15 protein-coding genes, 1 tRNA gene, 2 rRNA genes and 2 pseudogenes (1 of these 20 cut by a window edge) are annotated in these 23,301 nt (G+C 59.0%); 10 read left to right on the top strand and 10 right to left on the bottom strand.

All coding sequences use genetic code 11. The features are described 5' to 3' along the window. The 6 genes from RFM68_RS00765 to RFM68_RS00740 all read left to right on the top strand — a co-directional run. Nucleotides 1-1,821: ribosomal RNA gene (locus RFM68_RS00765) — 23S ribosomal RNA — on the top strand (it extends 977 nt beyond the left edge of the window). Nucleotides 1,822-1,920: 99 nt separating this feature from the next. Next, nucleotides 1,921-2,035, top strand: a 5S ribosomal RNA gene (gene rrf / locus RFM68_RS00760). 164 nt (nucleotides 2,036-2,199) lie between these two features. Next, nucleotides 2,200-2,276 (top strand) — tRNA-Met (locus RFM68_RS00755). 158 nt (nucleotides 2,277-2,434) lie between these two features. Beyond that, nucleotides 2,435-3,025: a DUF3363 domain-containing protein gene (locus RFM68_RS00750; RefSeq protein ID WP_320230746.1), complete on the top strand. Its 591-nt coding sequence runs from the start codon at nucleotides 2,435-2,437 to the stop codon at nucleotides 3,023-3,025. A gap of 4 nt (nucleotides 3,026-3,029) precedes the next feature. Then, nucleotides 3,030-3,416 (top strand): DUF3363 domain-containing protein, encoded by a 387-nt coding sequence (locus tag RFM68_RS00745; protein ID WP_320230745.1) that lies wholly within the window; start codon nucleotides 3,030-3,032, stop codon nucleotides 3,414-3,416. Between the two features lie 284 nt (nucleotides 3,417-3,700). Beyond that, nucleotides 3,701-4,768, top strand: a complete 1,068-nt coding sequence (locus tag RFM68_RS00740; protein ID WP_320231038.1) for a cyclic nucleotide-gated potassium channel — start codon at nucleotides 3,701-3,703, stop codon at nucleotides 4,766-4,768. A 14-nt stretch (nucleotides 4,769-4,782) separates the two neighbouring features. On the opposite strand, the pseudogene RFM68_RS00735 reads toward RFM68_RS00740, so the two are convergent. From RFM68_RS00735 to RFM68_RS00710, 6 genes and pseudogenes are all read right to left on the bottom strand, one after another. Further along, a pseudogene (locus RFM68_RS00735) lies at nucleotides 4,783-5,025 on the bottom strand (cyclic nucleotide-binding domain-containing protein); the annotation flags it as partial. A 30-nt stretch (nucleotides 5,026-5,055) separates the two neighbouring features. Next, a pseudogene (locus RFM68_RS00730) lies at nucleotides 5,056-5,665 on the bottom strand (IS630 family transposase); the annotation flags it as partial. A 37-nt stretch (nucleotides 5,666-5,702) separates the two neighbouring features. Continuing rightward, on the bottom strand, nucleotides 5,703-7,928 hold the full coding sequence (locus RFM68_RS00725) for a mechanosensitive ion channel family protein (protein WP_320230744.1): 2,226 nt from the start codon (nucleotides 7,926-7,928) through the stop codon (nucleotides 5,703-5,705). 169 nt (nucleotides 7,929-8,097) lie between these two features. Continuing rightward, on the bottom strand, nucleotides 8,098-9,009 hold the full coding sequence (locus tag RFM68_RS00720) for a formylglycine-generating enzyme family protein (protein WP_320231037.1): 912 nt from the start codon (nucleotides 9,007-9,009) through the stop codon (nucleotides 8,098-8,100). A 121-nt stretch (nucleotides 9,010-9,130) separates the two neighbouring features. Next, complete coding sequence (locus RFM68_RS00715; protein ID WP_320230743.1) at nucleotides 9,131-10,600, bottom strand: arylsulfatase B; 1,470 nt, start codon at nucleotides 10,598-10,600, stop codon at nucleotides 9,131-9,133. Nucleotides 10,601-10,720: 120 nt separating this feature from the next. Then, on the bottom strand, nucleotides 10,721-11,800 hold the full coding sequence (locus tag RFM68_RS00710; RefSeq protein ID WP_320230742.1) for a SphA family protein: 1,080 nt from the start codon (nucleotides 11,798-11,800) through the stop codon (nucleotides 10,721-10,723). Between the two features lie 133 nt (nucleotides 11,801-11,933). Here RFM68_RS00710 and RFM68_RS00705 point away from each other — a divergent pair, with 133 nt between their 5' ends. Continuing rightward, the gene (locus RFM68_RS00705) at nucleotides 11,934-12,830 is read left to right on the top strand and encodes an AraC family transcriptional regulator (protein ID WP_320230741.1); all 897 of its coding nucleotides are present in this window, start codon (nucleotides 11,934-11,936) and stop codon (nucleotides 12,828-12,830) included. Nucleotides 12,831-13,743: 913 nt separating this feature from the next. On the opposite strand, the gene RFM68_RS00695 is transcribed toward RFM68_RS00705, so the two are convergent. Genes RFM68_RS00695 through RFM68_RS00680 form a run of 4 tightly spaced genes read right to left on the bottom strand, consistent with a single transcriptional unit; the run spans nucleotide 13,744 to nucleotide 19,039 of the window. Next, entirely contained in the window at nucleotides 13,744-14,808 is a 1,065-nt protein-coding gene (locus tag RFM68_RS00695; protein WP_320230740.1) for an adenylate/guanylate cyclase domain-containing protein, read from the bottom strand. A gap of 2 nt (nucleotides 14,809-14,810) precedes the next feature. After that, nucleotides 14,811-15,305 carry a Rab family GTPase gene (locus tag RFM68_RS00690; RefSeq protein WP_320230739.1) on the bottom strand — a complete coding sequence of 165 codons (495 nt, stop codon included), beginning with the start codon at nucleotides 15,303-15,305 and terminating at the stop codon, nucleotides 14,811-14,813. A gap of 13 nt (nucleotides 15,306-15,318) precedes the next feature. After that, the gene (locus RFM68_RS00685; RefSeq protein ID WP_320230738.1) at nucleotides 15,319-18,366 is read right to left on the bottom strand and encodes an OmpA family protein; all 3,048 of its coding nucleotides are present in this window, start codon (nucleotides 18,364-18,366) and stop codon (nucleotides 15,319-15,321) included. A 7-nt stretch (nucleotides 18,367-18,373) separates the two neighbouring features. Next, nucleotides 18,374-19,039 carry a hypothetical protein gene (locus RFM68_RS00680; RefSeq protein WP_320230737.1) on the bottom strand — a complete coding sequence of 222 codons (666 nt, stop codon included), beginning with the start codon at nucleotides 19,037-19,039 and terminating at the stop codon, nucleotides 18,374-18,376. A 545-nt stretch (nucleotides 19,040-19,584) separates the two neighbouring features. On the opposite strand from RFM68_RS00680, the gene RFM68_RS00675 reads away from it, so the two are divergent. From RFM68_RS00675 to RFM68_RS00665, 3 genes are read left to right on the top strand one after another with little or no spacing between them, the layout of a single operon-like run. Then, nucleotides 19,585-20,799, top strand: a complete 1,215-nt coding sequence (locus tag RFM68_RS00675; protein WP_320230736.1) for a glycosyltransferase family protein — start codon at nucleotides 19,585-19,587, stop codon at nucleotides 20,797-20,799. 1 nt (nucleotide 20,800) lies between these two features. Next, nucleotides 20,801-22,045, top strand: coding sequence for a glycosyltransferase (locus tag RFM68_RS00670; RefSeq protein ID WP_320230735.1), 1,245 nt, complete (start codon nucleotides 20,801-20,803; stop codon nucleotides 22,043-22,045). After that, nucleotides 22,042-23,238 (top strand): glycosyltransferase family protein, encoded by a 1,197-nt coding sequence (locus tag RFM68_RS00665; protein WP_320230734.1) that lies wholly within the window; start codon nucleotides 22,042-22,044, stop codon nucleotides 23,236-23,238. The genes RFM68_RS00670 and RFM68_RS00665 overlap by 4 nt, the downstream gene beginning before the upstream one ends. The last annotated feature ends 63 nt before the right edge of the window (nucleotides 23,239-23,301 follow it).

Raw genomic sequence — 23,301 nt, 5'->3', positions numbered from 1 at the left:
GCAGACACACGGCGGGTGCTAACGTCCGTCGTGAAAAGGGAAACAACCCTGACCTACAGCTAAGGTCCCCAAGTTATGGCTAAGTGGGAAAGGATGTGAGGATCCCAAAACAACCAGGATGTTGGCTTAGAAGCAGCCATCATTTAAAGAAAGCGTAACAGCTCACTGGTCTAAATAAGGGTCTTTGCGCCGAAAATGTAACGGGGCTAAAGCCATACACCGAAGCTTAGGGTTCGTAGCAATACGAGCGGTAGCGGAGCGTTCTGTAAGCTGATGAAGCCGTACCCGTGAGGGGCGGTGGAGGTATCAGAAGTGCGAATGCTGACATGAGTAACGTAAGGGGAGTGAGAGACTCCCCCGCCGAAAGACCAAGGGTTCCTGCTTAAAGTTAATCTGAGCAGGGTTAGCCGGCCCCTAAGACGAGGCGGAAACGCGTAGTCGATGGGAACCACGTTAATATTCGTGGGCCTGGAGGTAGTGACGGATCACACAAGTTGTCCAATCTTATCGGATTGAAAGGGCAGCGGAGTGGTTCCAGGAAATAGCTCCTCCTTATAGACCGTACCCGAAACCGACACTGGTGGTCAGGTAGAGTATACCAAGGCGCTTGAGAGAACTATGCTGAAGGAACTCGGCAAATTGCACGCGTAACTTCGGAAGAAGCGTGACCCTTTTCTGCGCAAGCAGAGGAGGGTGGCACAGACCAGGGGGTAGCGACTGTTTATCAAAAACACAGGGCTCTGCGAAGCCGCAAGGCGACGTATAGGGTCTGACGCCTGCCCGGTGCTGGAAGGTTAAGAGGAGGGGTGCAAGCTCTGAATCGAAGCCCCAGTAAACGGCGGCCGTAACTATAACGGTCCTAAGGTAGCGAAATTCCTTGTCGGGTAAGTTCCGACCTGCACGAATGGCGTAACGACTTCCCCGCTGTCTCCAGCATAGACTCAGTGAAATTGAATTCCCCGTGAAGATGCGGGGTTCCTGCGGTTAGACGGAAAGACCCCGTGCACCTTTACTATAGCTTTACATTGGCATTCGTAGTGGCATGTGTAGGATAGGTGGTAGGCTTTGAAACCTGGGCGCCAGCTCAGGTGGAGCCACCCTTGAAATACCACCCTTATTACTATGGATGTCTAACCGCGGCCCGTTATCCGGGTCCGGGACAATGTATGGTGGGTAGTTTGACTGGGGCGGTCGCCTCCTAAAGAGTAACGGAGGCGCGCGATGGTGGGCTCAGAACGGTCGGAAATCGTTCGCTGAGTGCAATGGCATAAGCCTGCCTGACTGCGAGACTGACAAGTCGAGCAGAGACGAAAGTCGGTCATAGTGATCCGGTGGTCCCGCGTGGAAGGGCCATCGCTCAACGGATAAAAGGTACGCCGGGGATAACAGGCTGATGACCCCCAAGAGTCCATATCGACGGGGTTGTTTGGCACCTCGATGTCGACTCATCGCATCCTGGGGCTGGAGCAGGTCCCAAGGGTATGGCTGTTCGCCATTTAAAGCGGTACGTGAGTTGGGTTCAGAACGTCGTGAGACAGTTCGGTCCCTATCTGCCGTGGGTGTAGGAATATTGAAAGGATCTGTCCCTAGTACGAGAGGACCGGGATGGACGGATCTCTGGTGGACCTGTTGTGGCGCCAGCCGCATCGCAGGGTAGCTATATCCGGACGGGATAACCGCTGAAGGCATCTAAGCGGGAAACCCACCTTGAAACGAGTATTCCCTGAGAACCGTGGAAGACGACCACGTTGATAGGCCGGGTGTGGAAGAGCGGCAACGCTTGAAGCTTACCGGTACTAATAGTTCGATAGGCTTGATCGTTCTCATTCCTAATATCCATCGAGGCGCAACCCGCAGGGTTGTCGCCAGATACGAATTGCACAAAAAACAGCTTCTCGATTTGAACGTGCGTTTTGCCGACCTGGTGGTTATGGCGGAGCGGCTGCACCCGATCCCATTCCGAACTCGGCCGTGAAACGCTCCAGCGCTGATGGTACTTCGTCTCAAGACGCGGGAGAGTAGGTCGCTGCCAGGTCTGCCAAGCGCACGTTCGTCTCACATCCGGATCGAAATGTCCGGATGGGGATAAATCTTCTCCTTACGATTTAGGCCCGCCAAACGGGATTTCGGGCCGCGCAAGCGGCCCTTTCATTTGGCGGCTCTTGAATCCGGTAAGCTTACACTTACCTCTAGGGTTGACGCGGGGTGGAGCAGCCCGGTAGCTCGTCAGGCTCATAACCTGAAGGTCACAGGTTCAAATCCTGTCCCCGCAACCACTTTCATCATAAATCAATAACCGTCCCGGTCTAACCGGGGCGGTTTTTGCGCTTTAAAGGCCAGGGACGTCTCGGTGGCGCCAGCACCCAGCACCCACACCCAGACACCCAGCAACGTATCGCATGTTTCAAAGTTTCAAATGGGGTCCGAAAAGGGAATGTCCGCTTTCGGGACGATCGGCTCGAAAGCCGATGAGCCGGTTTTGGCAGAGGCTGAACCGTGTGCAGCCGATCTCAACGTCCAAAACCTGGCGGCCGCGCACGGTGGTGTCTACCGGCCGAGCGAGCACCTCAACGCAACACGGTCACGGATCGAGCGCATCGATGGTGATCCTGACGCTTTCATCCGCTCTCATGTGCGGCGGCTCGAAGCGCTGCGGCGCGCGGGCATTGTCGAGCGCATCGATGCCGGCCGCTGGAAGATACCCAACGACTTCGCCGAACAAGGTGCTGACTATGACGCTCGCAACCGGGGCAGGGATTTTACTGTCCGCACACTTTCCTTCCTCGACCTTGACAACCAGGCGACGAGCGACGGCGCGACCTGGCTCGATCGGGAACTGGCTTCGGCAAACCGGACACCGCTGGCACAAGTCGGGTTTGGTCGGGACGTGAGTGACGCTGTGGATCGATGTCGCCAAAGCCTTGTCGATATGGGCCATGCCACGCGCCTGGACGACGGACGTATCCGAGCGTCAAGGGACCTGCTGCAGCGGCTCGAGCAGGCCGAAGTCGCCCGCGTCGGCTGAATGGATGGCGGCCGAGCGCGGGCTGAGCTTTGTAAAGGCTCAGACTGGTGAGCATGTCAGCGGCCGGCTGGTCGGAGCGGCTAATCTCGCATCCGGCCGTTTTGCCATGATTGACGACGGTGTCGGCTTCCAGCTCGTGCCCTGGCAGCCAGCTCTCGAAAAGCGCATCTCAATGCCCGACGTTTTTGGCAGCTTGATCCAATCCTCGATGTGCTCAAATCGAAAACGTCCAACAGTTGCCACGCAAATAGCGGTTTCGATGAGCTGCCATACCGACATCGAGCTGTCCATCGACAGCGATGTCGAGCGAACGATGCCCGGCATGGTTCAGGAGAATGCAAATTCTCGAAGAAAGTTGCCAAAGACCGGCGGCTTCGGGGCCGTCTGCTGACCGTCTGGTTTCCGCCCCAGCAATAGGATTAGCTAACATGTCAAACGGCTTCCAAAACTGACCCCCGCCTTTTCTCCGAAGCTGACCTTCGCGAAACCTCTTGCAATTGTCCGGATCGGGTCATTCCCGTCGGTTGTGGCCTGTCTATTCACGTCCGGTCACGAAGCAATCCCTGACATCTGAGCTAACCGTTGGTGATGCACATCGCAGCGACAGTAAGTACCTTTACGCTTGCCTCGAAGGCATCCTATTTTGGAGGGCAGCAGCCGCTCGTGGGCATAGAGATGTCGGTATTGCCTTTCTTAAGAATTTACGCGCCGCTCAACGCGGTGCTGGCTGCGCTTGGGCTTCTGGCGGTGGCTGGGCTCACGATACCGGACATGTCCGAACGAAGCAGGCTGGCTCTGGCTGCGGTGCTCGCTGTCATTTGGGGCGCCTATCTCCAGCAAATGGCCGCCGCGCTGCTCAAGCGCCGGGCGGGAGACGTTAGGGACGGGACGCCGGCAATCGCCATCGATGTGCTCGCGGTCTTGGTTCCACTCGCCGCATTTCTGCTCGTTGGCACGCCCGACCGGAGCCTCTACTGTGCGGTCTGGCTGCTGAAACCGCTGCGCGACTCGACTTTCTTCCCGGTGCTGGGCAGGGTGCTGGCCAACGAAGCGCGCAACCTGATCGGCGTCACCACGCTCTTCGGCGTCGTTCTGTTCGGCGTCGCCCTCGCGGGCTATGTCATCGAGCGCGATATCCAACCGGAAAAGTTCGGCAGCATCCCCCAGGCAATGTGGTGGGCGGTGGTCACGCTGTCCACCACCGGCTATGGCGACGCTATTCCGCAAAGCTTCGCTGGCCGCGTCCTTGCTGGGGCTGTCATGATGAGTGGCATCGGCATCTTCGCGCTCTGGGCTGGCATTCTTGCCACCGGCTTCTATCAAGAAGTCCGTCGCGGGGATTTTGTCCGTAATTGGCAATTGGTCGCCGCCGTGCCGTTGTTTCAGAAGCTCGGCCCGGCCGTGCTGATCGAGATCGTGCGCGCGTTAAGACCTCGCATCGTGCCGGTGGGCGCCGTGATCTGCCGCAATGGCGAGATCGGTGACCAGATGTTCTTCGTCGTGGAGGGGCGCGTCAGCGTCGCGACGCCGAATCCGGTGGAGCTTGGTCCTGGCGCCTTCTTCGGCGAGATGGCGCTGATCAGCGGCGAACCGCGTATGGCGACCGTCAGCGCCGCAACGGCGGCCTCACTGCTGTCGCTGCACTCGTCGGATTTCCAGATGCTGTGCAGCAGCAGCCCGGAGATCGCGGAAATCATCCGCAAGACCGCGCTCGAGCGGCGCGGCGCAGCGCCGATGGCTTGACGGTACCAGGTGTGCAACTGGCGGGACATGTCCATGCCCGAGGGAGTGCGAAAGACCCGCACGCCGGTTGCGTTGATCGCCTCGGCGAAGAAGTGGTGGGTGGTGTCGGCTTCGAAGCCGAAAGTTTCTCCCGCCAGAATTGAACGCGCTGATCTGCCTGCAGTCATCGGCAAGCAGGCGATAGATGCGGACGGCCCCGAATTCGACCTGGTAAGGGCGCCGGCTTTTTCGCCTTGAGCGTAGATCACGGTGCCGGCCAGACCTTCGATCTCGGGCATTAGAGTCTTTCACGTTTTGACGGAAGCATACCCTGCGTTTGCGAAATAGTTGTTGCATTCGGCTGCCTCGATGGTTTCGCCGAGATGGCCGATGCGGCGCCAAGTATCTTCGACGGTGCGTTTCTGAGCTTGGCACATCCAGTGCTGATCTTGGCGAGGGGCTCGATCGGATTGAGATCCGGCAAATAGGGCGGCAAATACCAAAGCCTGGCGCCGGCGGCTTTGATCACCTGCCTGATGGCGGCCGACTTATGGCTTCCCAGGTTGTCCATGATGACGATATCGCCGGGCTTCAGCACACTGACGAGCTGTTGCTCGACATAAGCGCGGAAGCATTGGCCGTTGATCGGTCCGTCGAAGACGCAAGGTGCCGAGAGCCGATCCCAGCGCAGCGCGCCCAGGAAGGTCAGCGTGCGCCAGTGGCCGTGAGGAGCCAAGCCGCGCAGCCGCTTGCCCTTCGGCCCCCAGCCGCGCAGCTCAGGCCTTCGCGGCGCAGGAACTGCCACACTGCGTTGTGCGAGACCTTGACCCCGCGACCGGCCAACTCATCTTTCAGACCGTGCAGCGTCAGATGCGGCATCTCACGCAGACGGGCCTCGATGAAGGCACGGTGCGGCTCCGTCAAATCTTGAACCGCTCTAGGTGCCACAGCTTTCCTACTCCGTCGTGTCAGCTTTCTTTCTGCGCCGATTGGTGTGCGACTGCGCGACGGCCATTTTCAACTGGGGTGTGGCCTCCACAGGCGCATTCGTTGCCCCATGTGGGTTTTGTAGCCCCTCGACGTGGACGGTCGGAAATGGCAGTTCGATGCCCTGCTCCTTGAAGACTTGGCGGAGGCGTACATAGAATTTGCGTTTCATACTGAAGGCGCCTCCCGGCCTTGTTGTGACCTTGACCCTCAATACGATGCCGTACTCGCCGAACTCCTGCACGCCCTGCATTTTGATCGGTGAGATCACCCAGTGTTTGAATTCGGGATCTTCCGCCAATTCGAGGCCGATTCGCTTGATCAGCTTGCGGGCGAAGTCGATATCGGTGTTATAGCCAACGGTGATGTTGAATTTGTCGGTGACCCAGTCGCGGCTCTGGTTCTGGACTGCCCCGAGTTCACCGAAAGGTATTGTGAACAGCGGGCCACGATGGTGGCGCAGCTTCACCGAGCGCAGCGAAAAGCTCTCCACCGTGCCCACATAACGGCCGGATGTGATGTATTCGCCAACACGAAACGCATCATCGAGCAGAAAAAACACGCCCGAAATGATGTCCTTGACTATGGTTTGTGCTCCAAATCCCACAGCGACACCAACGACTCCAGCGCCGGCGATCAGCGGGCCGATCTCGATACCCATTGAGGCGAGCATCATCAGCACCGCCATCACGACGATCACAGCGAGCAGAATGTTCTGGAGGATCGGCAAAAGCGTGCGCAGCCGCGCCTGCTGCGGATCGAGGGTCGGAACCTCCTCGTCGTCGATCACCGCATGCGGCGTTTCGATGCCCAGCTTTCGTTCGATCAAGGCTTTGATGATCGACCACCCGAAATCGGCGGCAAGCGCAATGACCACGACATTTATCAGGCCGCGCAATATGAGCATGGTCGTCATATCGCTGCCTTGCATGGACTGCATGTCCAGACCCCAGACACGCGCGAGAAAGTAAGCCGCCGCCAGGATCAAAATCATCCGGACTCCGCGATCGATGACAGCGATCGTCACCGGCGGAATCGTAGGCCGGCCAGCATCTTCCGAACCCGGCCGCAGGACGAAATTTACACCGCGCTGTGTCAGCACGATTGCCAAGGGCAGGAAAAATGCCGCGAAGGTAAACCAGAATAATATATAAAGGCCGGCGATGCGCTCCAGGAACAGAACGATGAAATAGGAAGTCAATAACCATGTCGCTGCCGTGTGGCCGCCTTGGTGCACACCCTCTCGCTGCGTTCTTGGCCGGCGCCAGACCGCAAGCAGCAAGAGCAACAGCAGCACGAAATCGGCGCCCACCGACAGGACCATCATCCCGTCCCGATCGATGCCGAGACCCGGCAAGAGGATGAACGCGGCGGCGAAGAAGGCGAAGACGCCGACGATCCGGGATAGCCAATAGGACCAATGGTCAGCCGTTTCATTGGTGACCGGCAAAGCACGAACCTCGACGGCGTTCTCGACGTGCATGAAGGAGGGGACGAGCAGGGCTGCGACGTAAGTGCGCACAGCCCATGTAAAGACTGCAGCCATCAGAAATGTCAGCACAATCTCGCGGATAAGCATTGGCCAGTCGAACAACATGAACGCGCCGGCGCTGCCCAGCGCGAACGAGACGATCAGTAGGCTGGAATAAAGCGTGCGACCGCCAATCTTCTTGGCCCGCCCGATAGGCGTGTCCTTCGGCTGCGCGATGATCCAAAGACGAAATGGACGGGTGAGCTTGTACGTTGCCCAGGTGAGCGCCAGGCCGGCAGCGATGAACATCGCAATCAGCAGAAATACGCCGGGAGGCCCCTTGCTGGACATATCCTGCATAGTCTCTGCCCGAACGCGCGCGAACTGGCCTGGCAGCAAGGGCAAAGTTCGCACGATTCTTTCGATATTATGCTTGATGCGATCGAGCGTCGAGGAGGCCATCGTATTCATCTGGCCTGTCGCGGCCGGGGCGTCGGACGATGCGTCGGCCGGCGAAGGTCCTGTCTTGGCAGGCGCTCCGGTTAACCCGGCGTCCTGATTTCTTTGTTCGGCCACCCAGGCCTTCACTGACGGATCGTCGAGAAGCTCGAATAGCTGTTTGACTTTTTCAGGCGGGACGGCCGCCGGCGCCTGCGCCTGTGCCGGACAAGCCAAAAAGAAGGCGATCCCAAGGATGAGCGGCCTGGCAATCAGGGCAAACATCGCAGCCAGCTCTCCGGAACGTCGTGCCGGGCGCGCCTGATTCCTGGCTCCCAATCGTAGATTCATGAGTGGCATCGTGCTGTAACCTTCCGGTCAAATCGGCAAGCAACGACATCTATGTGTCGTCGTTGCTCCTACCTTGAAGAAGCCGATGTTGTGGTGCAAGACGTCATCGTTCCGAGCGAGCGATGCAACGAAACCCAAGGTGGCACGTGGATGTATCCACCGGCTGCGCCATGCGAGCGGCCGGGCGGTAGCGCCTGCAATAACTGGGGGCGCAGAGGAAGGAGCCGCCCTTAGTCACCCTGCGCGGGATCCTGGTCTCGGGCGTCAATGGGTCATAGCTTGCCTCGCGCTCGCCGCCGCGCGGATTCTCCATCGTGCAACAGGGGCTCTCGATCCGGCGGTGCTCCTGATACCAGTCTGTGGTCCACTGCCAGACATTGCCTGCCATGTCGTAGAGCCCATAGCCATTTGCCGGGAACGAGGCGACCGGCGCGGTCCATTCATAGCCGTCCTCGCAATCGTTGCGGAACGGAAACTCGCCCTGATAGGTGTTGGCCATATGCTGGCCGCCGGGGGTCAGTTCGTCGCCCCATACGAATTCGACGCCGTCCAACCCGCCACGAGCGGCAAGCTCCCATTCAGCCTCGGTCGGCAGGGCCTTCCCCGCCCAGTTCGCATAGGCTTGCGCGTCCTCGTATGCGATATGGACGACGGGATGGGTTTCGAGGCCCTTGAGGGTGCTGGCGGGGCCGCGCGGATGCCGCCAATTCGCGCCGCGCACGTAGGCCCACCAGTTGTAGTGATTGCTACGATCGATGCCGCGCGCAGGTCTGACGAACAAGGCTGAAGCCGGCGCCAATGAATCGGCGCTGGCTCCAGGATAGTCAGCCGCATTTGCCGGTCGCTCGGCCAACGTGACGTAGCCGCTGGCCTCAACGAAGCGTTTGAACTCAACATTCGTGACGGTCGTGCGATCCATCCAGAAGCCGGCGACGACGACTCGATGCGCCGGCGCCTCTTCGAGATAGTGGCTGTTCGAGCCCATAAGGAATTCGCCGCCGGACACCCATACCATATTTGGAAATGGCGGGCTGCGCCCGGGAACGGAATGCCCAGACTCCAGATTCCCTGCAGTTGGCACCGCCGCGCCGACGTCATTCATGGTTTTGGCAGCTTCCGACTTCGACTCTGCGCTCTTAGTCTCCGAGTTCATTGAACAACGACGACGGATCGGCCGCGATTGGCGGTGCGCCGAAGGTCAGCTTGATTGCCTCCATCATCAGCAGCGGGGGCGCCATCTGCTTGGCGAGATCCACGATTTTCGCTTTCAATTCCTTGACCTTTTCAGGGTTCTTGTCGGCCAGATTCGTGTTTTCAGATTTGTCGTCGGCAAGATCGAACAGTTCGACCCGCTCCAACACGCCCGCCGCCCACACAAGCTTTATATCGCCTTCACGGATCGCGCCGCCGGTCGGGTCGACATTGTAGACGATCTCACTACGCGGCGAAGGCTTGTCTTCGCTGATCGTTTCCCAGACATCCAAGCCGTCGAGCGGCTTGTTCTTCGTTGGTTTCGCCCCGGCAAGCCCGGCGAGAGTCGGATACATGTCCGAGACATGTATCATGCCGCTCACATCGCCCGCCTTCACCTTGCCCGGCCAATTCACCAGGCCGCACACGCGGGTGCCACCCTCGTAAAGCGTGCCCTTGCCATCGCGGTACGGCCCGTTGTCGGCAGGGAGATTGTTGCCGACCTTCGATTCACCCGCGAACATGGCCGAGCGGACACCGCCATTGTCGCTCTGGAAGACGATGATGGTATTATCGCGCATCTTCTTCTTGTCGAGCGCAACAACAACCCGGCCGATTTCATCGTCCATGACAGAGACCATGGCGGAGTACAGCCGACGTTGCTCATCGGCGACATGAGCATATTTCTTGATGTGTTCTTCGGGCGCCTGGTAAGGCGAATGCGGCGCCGTGAATGCCAGATACAAGAATAGCGGCGCCTTGCCGTCATGTTTTTCGATCACCTTGGCGGCTTCCTTCCCGAACAGGGTGTTGTCGAAGCCGGGTTCCTTCAGCGGCTTGTTGTCGCGATACCAGTCCATCACGCCATGGGAAGCATGCTTGAAGTGATCGATTTCACCAACCAGTGCGCCATAGAACGAATCAAATCCCCGTTGACGCGGCCAGTATTCGGTCTTTGCGTGACCCAGATGCCACTTGCCCACCATCGCCGTCCTGTAGCCCGCGTCCTTGAGCATCTGGGGCAGGATATATTCGTCGGTGGCAAGGCCGTAGCTGCCGCCCGACGGGATAACGCCCATCTGCAGCCCGTAGCGCAAGGGATAGCGTCCCGTCATCAGCGCCGCGCGGGTGGGCGTGCACATTGGCTGGGCATAGAACTGTTCCAACCGCGCGCCCTCGGCGGCGAGCTTGTCGATATTGGGTGTCTTGATGTCCGAGCCGTGGAAGCCCACGTCCTTCCAGCCCTGATCGTCGGAGATGATGTAGACGATGTTGGGGGGTGCCGGTTGGGCCGCCGCAGCCTGAACACCGGCGAGACCGGCGAGTGCGCCTGAAAGGCCGACCGGTGCGGCTAGTCGGGTGACGGCTGCCGCCGTACCGGCCATTAGTGCGTCCCGACGGGTGATTTTGTTCATACCGGCTTCAGCCGGTAAGTCTTGATCCCTGCTCACTTTTAGCCCTCCCTTAATTTGTCGGCAGTAGCCCCCAGTGTCGTTTTGGCTTACGCCGACTGGACGCTTGAGCCCTTCTTCCGATCAGTGCCCAGCCACCCAAAGCGGCATGGCAACCGTTAGAAAGACTGAATCGCCTTCGAGACGATTTTTGGCATCGAACTCGTGGTAATATTTGATCCGGGTCGAGACCGGCAGCTTGCCAATCTGAAAATTATAGCCCGCGGTGGCTCCGATCGCCGCCACTTCGCCTCTAAACCCGCCAAGCACCGGGGGAACTCCCGATCCTGTATCGTCGGTCAACTGGTGGTAATAATAGCCAACCATACCCACGTCGAAGGCTTTGCTGAAGTGTTGGTCGACTGTTCCTTCGAAGTGGAAATCCGTGCCGTTCTTGTAGTGGGTCGCCGAATCCTCGCCATTGAAGGTAACGCCGGTCACCGCTGAGAGTTCAAGGCCTGTAGCGCCGTTGAGCCACGTGCCCGATGCGTAAATGTCCGTGGCCCAGTGATTGAACGACAGGTTGGCGATGTCGCCGTCGTGGTAGTCCCCCACCGGCACGTTCACGCTCACTCCGGTCTGCCAGTGAAAATCGCCACTGTGCCAGCCGATGAAGCTTCCAAGCACCGGATCGCCCACGGTCGTGATGCTGTCGGACACCGAAAACGGGCTCGGGACAATTCTGCCCGTTATATCGGGTCCGCCGATCGGCACTGTCGCCGTGAACGCCAGATTGCCGCCCAACACCTGCCAGGGAGAAACCCAAAGGGCGGTCGAGAGATTGATAAGGGCCTTTGCATGGACGTCCGCCACCAGCTTTCCGCCAAGGTCGAGATCGACGCTTGCTTGGCCGGAATAGATGTAAAAATCGTTCTGGAAGTAGAGGCCAGGCGGCGGGGTGAAACCTGCCATGGGACCGCGCGAGCCGAGCAGATAGAAGCTCGCGCCACCTTCCGCAGCGTGCGCGCTCGGGGCTATCGCCAGGCTGGCGAGCACCGTGACCGCGCCCAAGAAGCCTTTGGCTCCACACCGGATCATAGCCCCGGCACGGGCGTTCAATATTCTGAGCGCACGCTTTCGAAATACGTCTTCCCTGTGCATGGTCCCCACCAGCCGTGCGTCGGCAATGTTCTCGCGCCAATTGATCTGGCGCAATTTAAGCATAAGCTACATCTCATATTGGTGTCTTGCTATCCACTTTGCGCAAAGGACGTGCAATTTGACCTCCTGGCCTTCATCGCCTTTACGCAGGGATGTGCAGCTTAGCCCAGACCAGCTTGCCAATGCAGCGTCTGGGATGCTGGTGAAGGTTGACAGGCTTTCGGCCGGAGCACTGCCGTCGCGCATCCGTCAAGTCCAATCTCACGGCAGGTGGGCAATTGATTTTGCCGAATTCAACTGCGCCTTGCGGGCCAGCGGCGGTCTGGATCCAGGCTCTGTGGTCCTGTTGGCCGTTAAGCGCGCCAGTGAATCGACAATCTGCGGCATCCAACTGAAGGACGACATGATCCTGACGATCCCAGGTGGGACGACGGTGACGGCAATGATACAGCCAGGCCTCAGTTATACAGGCGCCGTTGTTCCAACCGCGATCTGGGCGGAAATCCAGGCGGCCGCCGCCGGACTGATCGTCGAGCAAGCTGCCGATCGGCCCGACGCCATTCGGCTCGCCACCAGCGATGCGCAAACGATCCAGAGCATGATCGAGCAAATGGCAGACGGCTTCGCGGCAGTTGCTAGCAATCCGGCTCAACTGGAGCGCCCTCCGGTCGCGCTTATCGAATATTTGGGAGCGCTCGCTGAAGCTCGTGCAGTTTCGGCCGAGGGAGACAAAGGGATAGCCGGCCTCGGAAGTCGCCATCTCCGGCAAGCCTGCGCGGCCGAGGAGTTCATTCACGCTCACATTGGGGAAGAGATTCCCGTCATTCGACTATGCAAGGAAATTGGCGTTAGCCGTCGACAACTGGAGTACGCCTTCCGCGCCACCTTCGCCGTAAGCCCGCAGGAATTCATCAGGACGCTCCGGCTCAATGAAGCCAGGCGGCAATTGACCATCGCGCGTGCGCACGGCTTAAGCGTTACAAGGGTGGCGATGGAGGTTGGGATCACCCACCTTGGGCGTTTCGCAGCGAACTATCGCTTACTCTTCGGGGAGTCTCCCAAGGAAACATTCCATCGTACCGGGACAGCGTGACCGGCGCGTGAAGCTGCTCGATGCCATAGAATTCCAGCATTGTGGCGCCGAGGAATTGTGCCGTGTCATTGCAGGACTGACCAGCGCAATCGGATTTGCGCAATTCGGATAGAAGTCGCGCCATAAAATTAGTATCCGCTTAAATACTAGAGAGCGTTGGCCTTGGGGTCGAGGGACGGGCGTTGCAAATGCTTCAATTCTGATTCGGCGCGGGCTGGTGTAGTGCGCATGGCTTACCTCGGCTGCGGATTTCCACACGCGTGCAATCGGCGAAAAATTCTTGGGAGGATGGACAATGACAAGACTTAGCTTGAGATTGACCGGTGCTGCCGGGATCGTCGTCGCCTTAATGTTTGCCGGTCTGCTCGACGCGGCTACGCCATTCGTTTCCTTCGTTGGCGACGCGCAGGCGAGAGTTGGCCGTCCGCTCACGCCAGGCAGTGTCGCAGGGGTCGCGAGGCGTACAACACGCCGGACGATTCGCCGTTCGACTATTTACGCCCCCAGGCTCCCAACAGGGTGCGTGAAGACCTCGATTACCGGCATTGCGCTATGGCACTGTGGCAGTACATATTATCAGTCTTACGGCGGACGCTACGTCGTTGTCCACATTCATTGAGTGGGCGTGACATCGGCTCTGAGGTAGCCGCCGCAACCTCGCCCGCCAGTCGCACAGGCTAGCTAGAACTCTCTTTATCTACAGAGCAATAGGTCCGCTGTTGGTGCAGGGAAGAACGATAGCGGACGTCAAATCTCAGGATCCGATGTCCTGAGTTGACCCAGGACAGATCTTTGGCGGTCGCTCGGCTGTCGACTGCTTCGCGCACCCCTGCGGATATCCGAAACGATGATGTTTGACCAACCTGAGATGTAATGCGCTCCAGGGTCGGCACTGCCGAGCGGCAAATCAAGCCTAGAGCCGCCACATTCGCACGCGACCTGTACCTCGCAATTCCGTTTCCCCGAGCGGCTCGCAAGCAAATTCCGGCCCAAGCAATTGACGAGTCGCATCCGAAATACGGATTTCATCGGGCTCCGCGGCCTTTTGGATGCGCGCGGCGAGATTGACGGTGTCGCCCCAGAGGTCATAGACAAACCGCCTTTTGCCTATGACGCCCGCCACGATCGGTCCGGAGTGGATTCCGATCCTGAGGCTTAGCGGTTCTCCCGCGAAGCGCTCGCGCCTGGCCGCCTCCCGCAGTTCGAGGGCATAGCGCGCAAGGGCTTCAGCATGATCGGATCGTGCGATGGGCAGGCCGGCGACCGCCATCACACAATCGCCGATGGTCTTGATCTTTTCGCAACCATATTGTTCCGAGAGCAGATCCGCCGACTTGAAGAAGTAATTTAGAATAGCGAGCGTCATCACGGCTCCGACGCTCCGCGCTCTTTCCGTAAAACCGACGATGTCGGCAAAAAGCACACTGACCTCCGCGTGGTTGTCCGCAATCTGCTCGTCCGCCTTCAATCGCTCCGCGATCGACGCCGGAAGAATGTTGAGGAGCAGGGATTCGGCGCGGCGGTATTCGCGCGACAATCCCTCCTGGCTCTCCCTCAACGCGTCGTTCGTCGATTGCAGCTTGGCATTGAGTTGACGCTCCCTCTCCTGCAGAAGCGTCATTTCATAGGCCTTCTGTTGAAGCCGCTGTTGGCTGTAGCGTTCGGCAGTTGCGTCGAGAAAGAGCAACCAGACCGAGCCGCCGTCGCCAAAGAGATGAAGGTCCGTGACATGCCCGCCGGGCAGTTCCACCATGGGCATATGATAGGGAAGCTGCGGGCAGGGCAGCAGACCTTCCATGAATTCAAGCTGATCGGCAACAGGTTTGCCGGTGCGAAGCGACGCGAGTCCGTAATGTTCAATGTTGCCGCCCTTCGCGGATATGCATTGCCTGGCGTCGATTTTCAGATATGCGGCAGAGCGCTCATTATAGAAGAAATCATATAACCAGCTTCTGACTTCTTTCGGCAAGCCCGGCATGTCTACTTGGCGACCATCGAAGCAAGCTGACGAAACGCATCGTCAACACGTTCGCCCGAAAGCGCGCTTGTCAGATAGATTTGCCATCCCCGTTGCCTCAATTCGTCTATCTCACCATCCGATATCGCCCACCGGTCGGTCAGATCGGATTTGTTGAACAGCACTACGAACGGCATGGCGCCAAATTCAGCCTCGGCCCGTTCGCGCAGGGAGAGCGCCACAGCGAGAGTAGCGGGCCGGGTTCCATCGACAACAAGCACGAGCCCGGTCGCACCTCGCACGTAGCTGACACGGAACGAGCCGATATCGTCTTCTCCGGCCAAATCCCACAAAATCAGATCCACGGCTTTGTCCGGGAGTACGACACTCTTCTTGTCGATTTTCACGCCCACCGTGGTCAGGTAGTTTTCCGAGAAGATGCTTTGCACAAACCTGCGCACCAGGCTCGTCTTGCCGACAGCGAAGCCGCCCAACATGCAGATCTTTTTTTGCAGCATCCTGGGCTCCGCACTACTCCAGGTTCACCGTAACCGAAACCCGGCGATTGGTGGAGTTCCCAGTTCGACTATTTTCATTTTCGGGCACCGCCGGCTCAAAGGTGCCGGCGCCGCGAACCAGCAGCAGTTCCGGAGCGACGCCGCGCTTGTTGAGAAGCGCGCGAACTGTCTCGGCGCGGGCGGCGCTGATCGACGCGTTGGCCGTCTCACGGCCCGTTGTGTCCGAATGGCCGGTCAACATGAACCGCGCTGTCACGCCTGCCTTGCGGGCATTTTCGGCGAATTCCTTCAACTGATCAGCCAATCTGTCGAGTACCGGCGTCTGCTCCGGTCCCGGGACAACTCTGCCGGAAGAGAAGAAAATATCGGTCGTCTGAATGGCCTCTCTCAAATGATTAAGTTCTACAAGGTTCAGCTCGCGCAGCTGCGAGACATCCAGAACCACTCCGTCCGCCGAAAGTTGCTCGGCTGCGGCCTGCGCCCGGCTGATCCAGCCGGCAGAAGCCTCACCCACGACAACGATACGACCTTGGACGATCGAAAGCCGAATCGATTTCGGCGGGGACAGCGACGCCGTCAGCCGCTTCACCACGAACTTCGGATCAAGACTCTGATAGAATTGCCACTGTGAATGAACGCGGGCAGGATCAACGTCCGTTCCTGACAGCAGAGCTTGCGGGTCGGCGGCAAGAGGGTCTCTCAGACCGGAAATGTAGAAATGTCCGCCCCTCTCTGTTTGTTGAGCGACGATGATTCCCGGTTGGGCCTCAAGTCGCGACACATAATACTGCCAGTGCTCCGCCGCGCGTGCATCCGGGCTCACATCACGAACCTTGGAGATGTCGAACTCCGGTCCGCCTGCCGAGAGCTGTCGAGCCGCTGCGCGCGCCCGATCTATCCAGGTGTCGGGAGCCTCACCCTCGGCAACGATGCGATCATTGACGATCGAAAGTCGTACTGTATGCGGCGGATACAGAGACGCCGTCAGCCGCTTCAGCACGAACGCCGGCTCAAGGCTCTGATAGAACTGCCAGCTTGCATGAACGCGAGCAGGATCGACCTGCGTTCCGGACAACAGCGACTGGGGGTCGGCGGCGAGTGGGTCTCGCAGGCCGGTAATATAGAATTGGCCATCGCGCACATTCTGTTGGGCGACGATGATGCCGGGCTGGGTCTCCAGTCGCGACACATAGGCCTGCCAGCGCTCCTCGGGGCTCACGTCATGGACCCCGGAGATGTCGAAGACCGGTCCGCCGGCCGAAAGCTGCTGGGCGGCGGACCGCGCCCGGTTGATCCACGCGGTCGTGGCCTCACCCGCGGCAACGATGCGACCGTCGACGATCGAAAGCCGCACCGAATCCGGCGGCGCCAGCGAAGCCGTCAGCCGCTTCAGCACGAACTGCGGCTCAAGGCTCTGATAGAACTGCCAGCTTGCATGAACACGCGCGGGATCGACCTGCGTTCCGGCCAACAGCGACTGCGGGTCGGCGGCAAGCGGGTCTCTCAGACCGGTAATATAGAATTGGCCGTCGCGCACATTCTGATCGGCGACGATGAGGCCAGGCTGGGTCTCCAGTCGCGACACATAGGCCTGCCAGCGCTCCTCGGCGCTCACATCACGGACCCCGGAGATGTCGAAGACCGGTCCGCCTGCCGAAAGCTGCTGGGCGGCGGCCCGCGCCTGGTTGATCCACGTGGTGGTAGCCTCGCCCTCGGCAACGATGCGATTGTCGACGACTGAAAGTCGTACCGACGCGGGTGGCGCCAGCGACGCCGTCAGCCGCTTCAACACGAACCCCGGCTCGAAGCTCTGATAGAATTGCCAGTTCGAATGAACGCGAGCGGGGTCGACCTGCGTTCCCGACAACAGCGACTGCGGGTCGGCGGTGAGCGGATCTCTCAGGCCGGCAATATAGAATTGGCCACCGCTAATCTTTTGTTCGGAAACGACGATGCCCGGCTGGGTCGCCAGTCGCGACAGATAGGCCTGCCAGCGCTGCCCGGATTGCCAGGAAAGAAAGAACCAGCCGCCTGCCGCGATCAAAACCAGCAGGATTGCCGATACCACCAGCCATGGAAATCCCCGATTTGAATCCGCGTGCTGCAGTTCAACGCAGGTCTGCAACTGCGTCTCTACGCCGAGCAATTTCGAACTGTCGCCGTCGAACCGCTCCAAAGCCTGCGAGGATTCATCGTGGATGCGAAGCAATACATCGCGAATTACTTCGTGTAATTCCTCCGGCGGATTTCCCCGGATCACAGCAACCAGGGTCGCAAACGGCCCAACCTCCGACCAGAGGCGAAGCTCCCCGAAACGGATCGTGTCCAGTCCGCTCTGTTCTTTCTCGTTGAATGAGTCCTTCACAAAATCCTGGATTGCGCTCAGCATCGAGGAAATCAGCTGAGGGTCTTCGCTGGTGGCGTTTTCGGCAGTTACATGTGCGATCAGAAGCCCGGAACTGCGGCTGATGAGAAAGACATGTTCGACACGATAAACAAGAGAATGATTAAGAACGACTTCCGAGAAGCTTGTGCCCGTTCGCCAGGCTTCAAATCTCCACTTGAGCCCATGCCAGGTGAATATATGTCTTAAAGACTCATTCAGCGACTGAAAAGTCTGGTCGATTTTTTCGCCGATCGACTTGCGGATAGCCGGCAGAAACACCGGGTATAATATATCCGTCAGCGTGTGGGGGTTCTTCTGGATAGACCGTTGCGCAGCCATTTCGACAGCCGGCGCAAGGGCCTCGCCGAGTTGCGCATGAGACGCGCGTGCGGCCGCGTCCGGGAGAACGTTCCCCACCGCAGCCGCAAGCTGCTCGGGTTCGTCGAGCAGGTGCGTAACTCGTGAAAGCTCTGAAATTTCGCGGCTGACCAGCAACTGGCGCAGCGTTTCCATGCGAGGATCAGCGGTTGGAACTCCGTCGAAACGCGCACGGTAGTCCGGATCAACGTTCCGGGCAATTTCGATCAAAAGACGAGCCAGAGCCTCGCGATCAATCTCTGTATCGTTCGAGGCTGTTCTTTGCGGAAGGTTGATTGGGTCGACGGTTGACGTCAAGGTCCCATCAACTCACTTTCCAGCTACGGTCCGAGTTGCTCTTGCTGCCGACGGGATCCTGATTCAGACATTTTGCAACCTCGACAAACAGGCCAGCCAAAAGATTTCGGTCGGTCTTGACGTTGCTGAGATCGGCAAACATTTTCTCTATCAGCATCTGAACGCCTTCATTCTTCTGCTTGATTTCCTCACGCAGCAAATGATCGTTTCGATTTATCCTGTCCGAAACGTCGCGCTCGAGCTCGCTCAATTGATCCGACAACGCGCGAACCTGCTTTTCAAGTGCCTGATTTTGCTCGCGAAGATTGCGGTCAATCTCTTTGTCGGCCTCAGCTCGCGCATCTTTCTCGTGGCGCAACTGCGTCGCAAGCGAGTCAACCTGCTTTTTCGCATTTGACTCGTAAGTTTCAAGATTACGCTTGGCCTCGGATTCGACATCCTTGAAGCGCTGCAAGAACCGTTCTTCAAGCTTGGAGAAGCGACGGTCATAGTCCTGCATCTGGTTGCCGAACAGCAGATCGCGTATCTTGTCGACACCTGGAGCGTCGCTGGTGGCCCCGCCCTCGCGAGCGTGGGCGGCCATAAAGTTCAGCCCGTTTTCGGCTGGATTGCCTAACAGATTTCCGTCCGCTTTACTTGCCGACGAAGCGGCATTCGAAGGTTCCTTGGCCATACTCATACCCCGTGCGCCTGACGCAAAATTAGTAATTGTTAAATTGTGTCAGACAAATACCCGACCCGCAAGCCGGAAACCCGTTGGTTTGACCCGATTCGTGAGGCAGCCGAGCGCTACGTCACCGACGTGGCAATGGAAGTTGGGGCGATGCCATCTTAAAAGCGGCCGCAACTTATCGGGGATCAGGCCGGCAAGCGCGGGGTCGTCGAAGCAGTGACGGTCCGCAATCTCTTCGCTCACGGGCGTTCAACCGCAAGGCGATCAACCGAATAACGACAGCGGCAGCGCTCAGGGTCGGCAGCCAAAGATGGAGAATCCGGGATGATCAATACCAGTGAATGGTGCAGGTTCTTCATGACCCGTGGCAAGCGGGCAACTGAGCGGACGCGGCCTCCCACTTCAGCATATGGACCCCTTGAGTAATACGAATTGAAAATTGCGCCCTCATGTTTCACAACTGGCCAGGAGATGCTCGATGGTGGTTTCGAATCCAGCGGGTCGCCCACGGTTCTCAACGCGAGAATTCTGAAAGACGTTCAACAATGACGCAGCACGTACAAGACGCTCGAATTCTCATGTATAGCCACGACACGTTCGGGCTCGGCCACTTGCAGCGCTGCCGGACGATCGCGCATTCTCTGGTCGAGGATTTCCGCGGACTTCAGGTGCTTATCATTTCAGGTGCGACCATCGCCGGAGCCTTCGACTACCGCGCCCGTGTCGACTTCGTGAAGATCCCCAGCGTCATCAAATTGCGGAACGGCGAATACACCTCGCTGGAAAAGGATATCGATCTGCATGAGACGCTAAGGATGCGCCAGTCGATTATCCGCCACACAGCCGAGACCTTTCGGCCGGATATCTTCATCGTCGACAAGGAACCGCTCGGCCTGCGCGGTGAGATCGAGGACACGCTGTCCTACCTCAAAACGCGGGGCACCACGCTCGTGCTTGGCCTGCGCGAGGTGATGGACGCGCCGCATCTGCTCGAAGCAGAGTGGGAACGCAGGGACGTGATGCGTAAGATAGGCCTGTTCTACGACAAGGTCTGGGTCTATGGTCCGCCGGATTTCTACGATCCGTTGACCGGTCTGGATGTGCAGCCGGCTGTCAGGGCAAAGATGCGGTTCGTCGGTTTCCTGCAACGGAGCCTGCAGCGGAACGAGTTGCCCGGCCACCGGCCTGAGGGCGACTATATCCTTGTCACCACCGGTGGCGGCGGTGACGGCGCCGAACTGATCCATGACGTCATCGATGCCTATCAGCAGGATCCCCAATTGCAGCATAGGGCGCTGATCGTGCTTGGGCCTTATATGCCGGCGCGCAAGCGTAACAAGCTGCTCAGGAAGGGGTCCAAGATCCCCTACGTCAAGATCATCGAGTTCGATAACCGCATGGAAGACCTCATTGCCGGCGCCAAGGCGGTGGTGGCGATGGGCGGTTACAATACCTATTGCGAGATACTATCTTTCGACAAGCCGGCGCTGATCGTGCCGCGCGTCAAGCCCCGCGAGGAACAACTGATCCGCGCTCGGCGCGCAGCCGAACTCAGCCTCGTCGAGATGCTTTTGCCGGAGGAAGCCAAGGATTCGCAGCGGTTTGCCGATGCATTGGTGGCGCTGCCGGACCGGCCCCGCCCATCGCAGAGCAATCCGCATCTGACGCTCGAAGGGCTGCCTCATATTTCCGAAATCGTCGCGGAACTGCTCGACCGGCGGGCCGGCCATCACCTTTCGGTCATTGAAGGCGTGAACTGAGTTGAAGCATTGCAAGATCGTCGTGGTTCTGAAGGGCTATCCGCGGCTGTCGGAAACCTTCATCGCGCAGGAACTGCTCGGTCTGGAGCGTGCGGGGTTCGACCTGATACTCGTCGCACTCAGGCGGCCGACTGACGAAAAACGCCACCCCGTGCATGACGAGATCAAAGCACCCGTCCATTATCTTCCGGAATATCTGCATGAGGAGCCGCTGCGCGTGGTTCGCTCGCTGTTTGCTTATCTGATGCGGCCAGGCTTCTGGCGCGCGCTCGGATCATTGGCTACCGATATCCGCCGCGACTTTACGCGCAATCGCGTGCGCCGCTTCGGGCAAGCGCTCGTGCTGGCGGCCGAATGGCCGGAAGGCGCGGGCTGGCTGCATGCGCATTTCGCGCACACACCGGCATCGGTGACGCGCTATGCCAGCCTGCTTCGTGGCCTGCCCTGGAGCTGCTCAGCCCATGCCAAGGATATCTGGACTTCGGCGGACTGGGATTTGGCAGGCAAGCTTTCCTCGGCGCGATGGACGGTCACTTGCACGAAGACCGGCTTCGACCGTCTGAAAAAACTCGCTAGCGGCAACTCGTCTGTGCATCTGAGCTATCATGGGCTCGACCTTGATCGCTTCGGCAGTTTCGGCGAGGCGCGGAAACAGAATGACGGCTCGGCACCGGACGAACCGGTCATCGTGCTGAGCGTCGGGCGCGCCGTCGAAAAGAAAGGTTACGATATCTTGTTGGAGGCGCTCGCCCTCTTGCCCGGTGATTTGGCGTGGCGTTTCGAGCATATCGGCGGCGGCGAGGAGCTGGAACGGTTCAAGGCGCTGGCGCAAAAGCTCGGACTGGATGGTCGCGTCTCTTGGAAAGGCGCGCTTGCGCAGCAGGAGGTGCTTGAGCACTACCGCTGCGCCGACATCTTCGCCCTGGCCTGCAGGATCACCGCCAATGGCGACCGGGACGGTCTGCCGAACGTTCTGGTGGAGGCGGCTAGCCAGCGGCTTGCCTGCGTGTCGACCGATGTTTCCGGCGTACCGGAGCTTTTATCGCCAGATGAAACCGGGCTGCTGGTTCCGACGGAAAACCCAATTGCCCTGGCAGAGGCGCTGGAGCTCCTGATCCGTGATCCCGTGCTGCGTGCCCGTCTCGGCGACGCCGCAGAGCGGCGCGTACGCGGCAATTTCGATCATATGGCAAGCATTGGACAGCTCAAGGAACTGTTCGAGCGGGAGTGGCGGGCCTCCGAATGAAGCGACTGCGCGCTTTCTTCTATGTCCAGCACCTCCTCGGTATCGGCCATCTCGCGCGCGCCAGCCGCATTGCGGCGGCCCTGGTCGATGATGGGTTTGACGTAACCGTGGTGACCGGCGGAGCGCCGATCGCGGGGTTTCCAGGACTGGGTGTAAAATCTGTAGCCTTGCCACCTGTCACCTCCGATGATGAAGGATTTTCCGGACTTGTCGACCTGCAGGGCAAACCCATCGACGATGCTTTCAAGAACCGGCGTTCGGGGATGCTGTTGCAGGCATTCCGGGATAGCAGGCCCGATATCGTCATTGTCGAGGCATTTCCATTTGGACGCCGGCAGATGCGTTTCGAACTCCTGCCGCTGATCGAGGCCATCGACGCGTCGTCGCCCAGACCGCTACTGGCGACGTCCGTGCGTGATATTCTTCAGGAGCGCGTGAAGCCGGGCCGAAACGAAGAAACGGTCGATCTCATCAACAGGCATTTCGACCTTGTCATGGTCCATGGCGATCCGGCTTTCGCAACCATCGACAAGACATTTCCATTGGCTGATGCAATCAGGGCCGAAGTTGCCTACACAGGGCTCGTTGCCGCCCCCCCATCGCCCGCGACCTCCGAGCGCTTCGACGTTCTGGTGTCGGTTGGCGGCGGGGCTGCCGGAAGGAGCCTTGTCAGCGCCACCATCGCAGCGGCGCGGAATGCCAACAACGCCTTGAAATGGTGTTTGATCACCGGCCCAAATCTGCCGAAAGACGAGTTTGACGTGATCGCACGTGATACGACGTCGGGCTTGTCCATCTTCCGGTTCCGCGAGGATTTCGCCAGCCTACTGACCGGCGCCCGCCTGTCAGTCTCGCAGGCGGGTTACAACACGGTCTGCGATGTCCTGCGCGCGGGTTGTCGCTCCTTGCTCGTTCCGTTTGCAGCCGGCGGGGAAACCGAACAGACGGTACGCGCCCTGATGCTCGAAGAACTCGGTCTTGCAACGGTGCTGATGGAAAAGGACCTAATGCCTGAAGGTTTGGCGCAAACGATCCAACAGGCGCTTGTACGTCCGACGCCATCCGCGCATCGTCTGGATCTGGAAGGCGCGCGTCGCTCGGCGCAAATCCTGCGCGAGCGGTATCGAACATGGTCCCTAAAAGTGGGGTCCGGTTTCGGAAACGTTCATGATCAAACAGATGATAGATGCTAACGGGCGTCGAGTCTGGTGAGATTCATGCGGCGCGCTTCAAGTCATTGTTTCATGCAGGCCGTT

Origin of the sequence: Mesorhizobium montanum (assembly GCF_033977145.1) — a bacterium.
Lineage (GTDB): Bacteria > Pseudomonadota > Alphaproteobacteria > Rhizobiales > Rhizobiaceae > Mesorhizobium > Mesorhizobium montanum.
The sequence above is the reverse complement of the archived record's forward strand: the minus strand, read 5'-3'. Positions and strand labels throughout refer to the sequence as shown.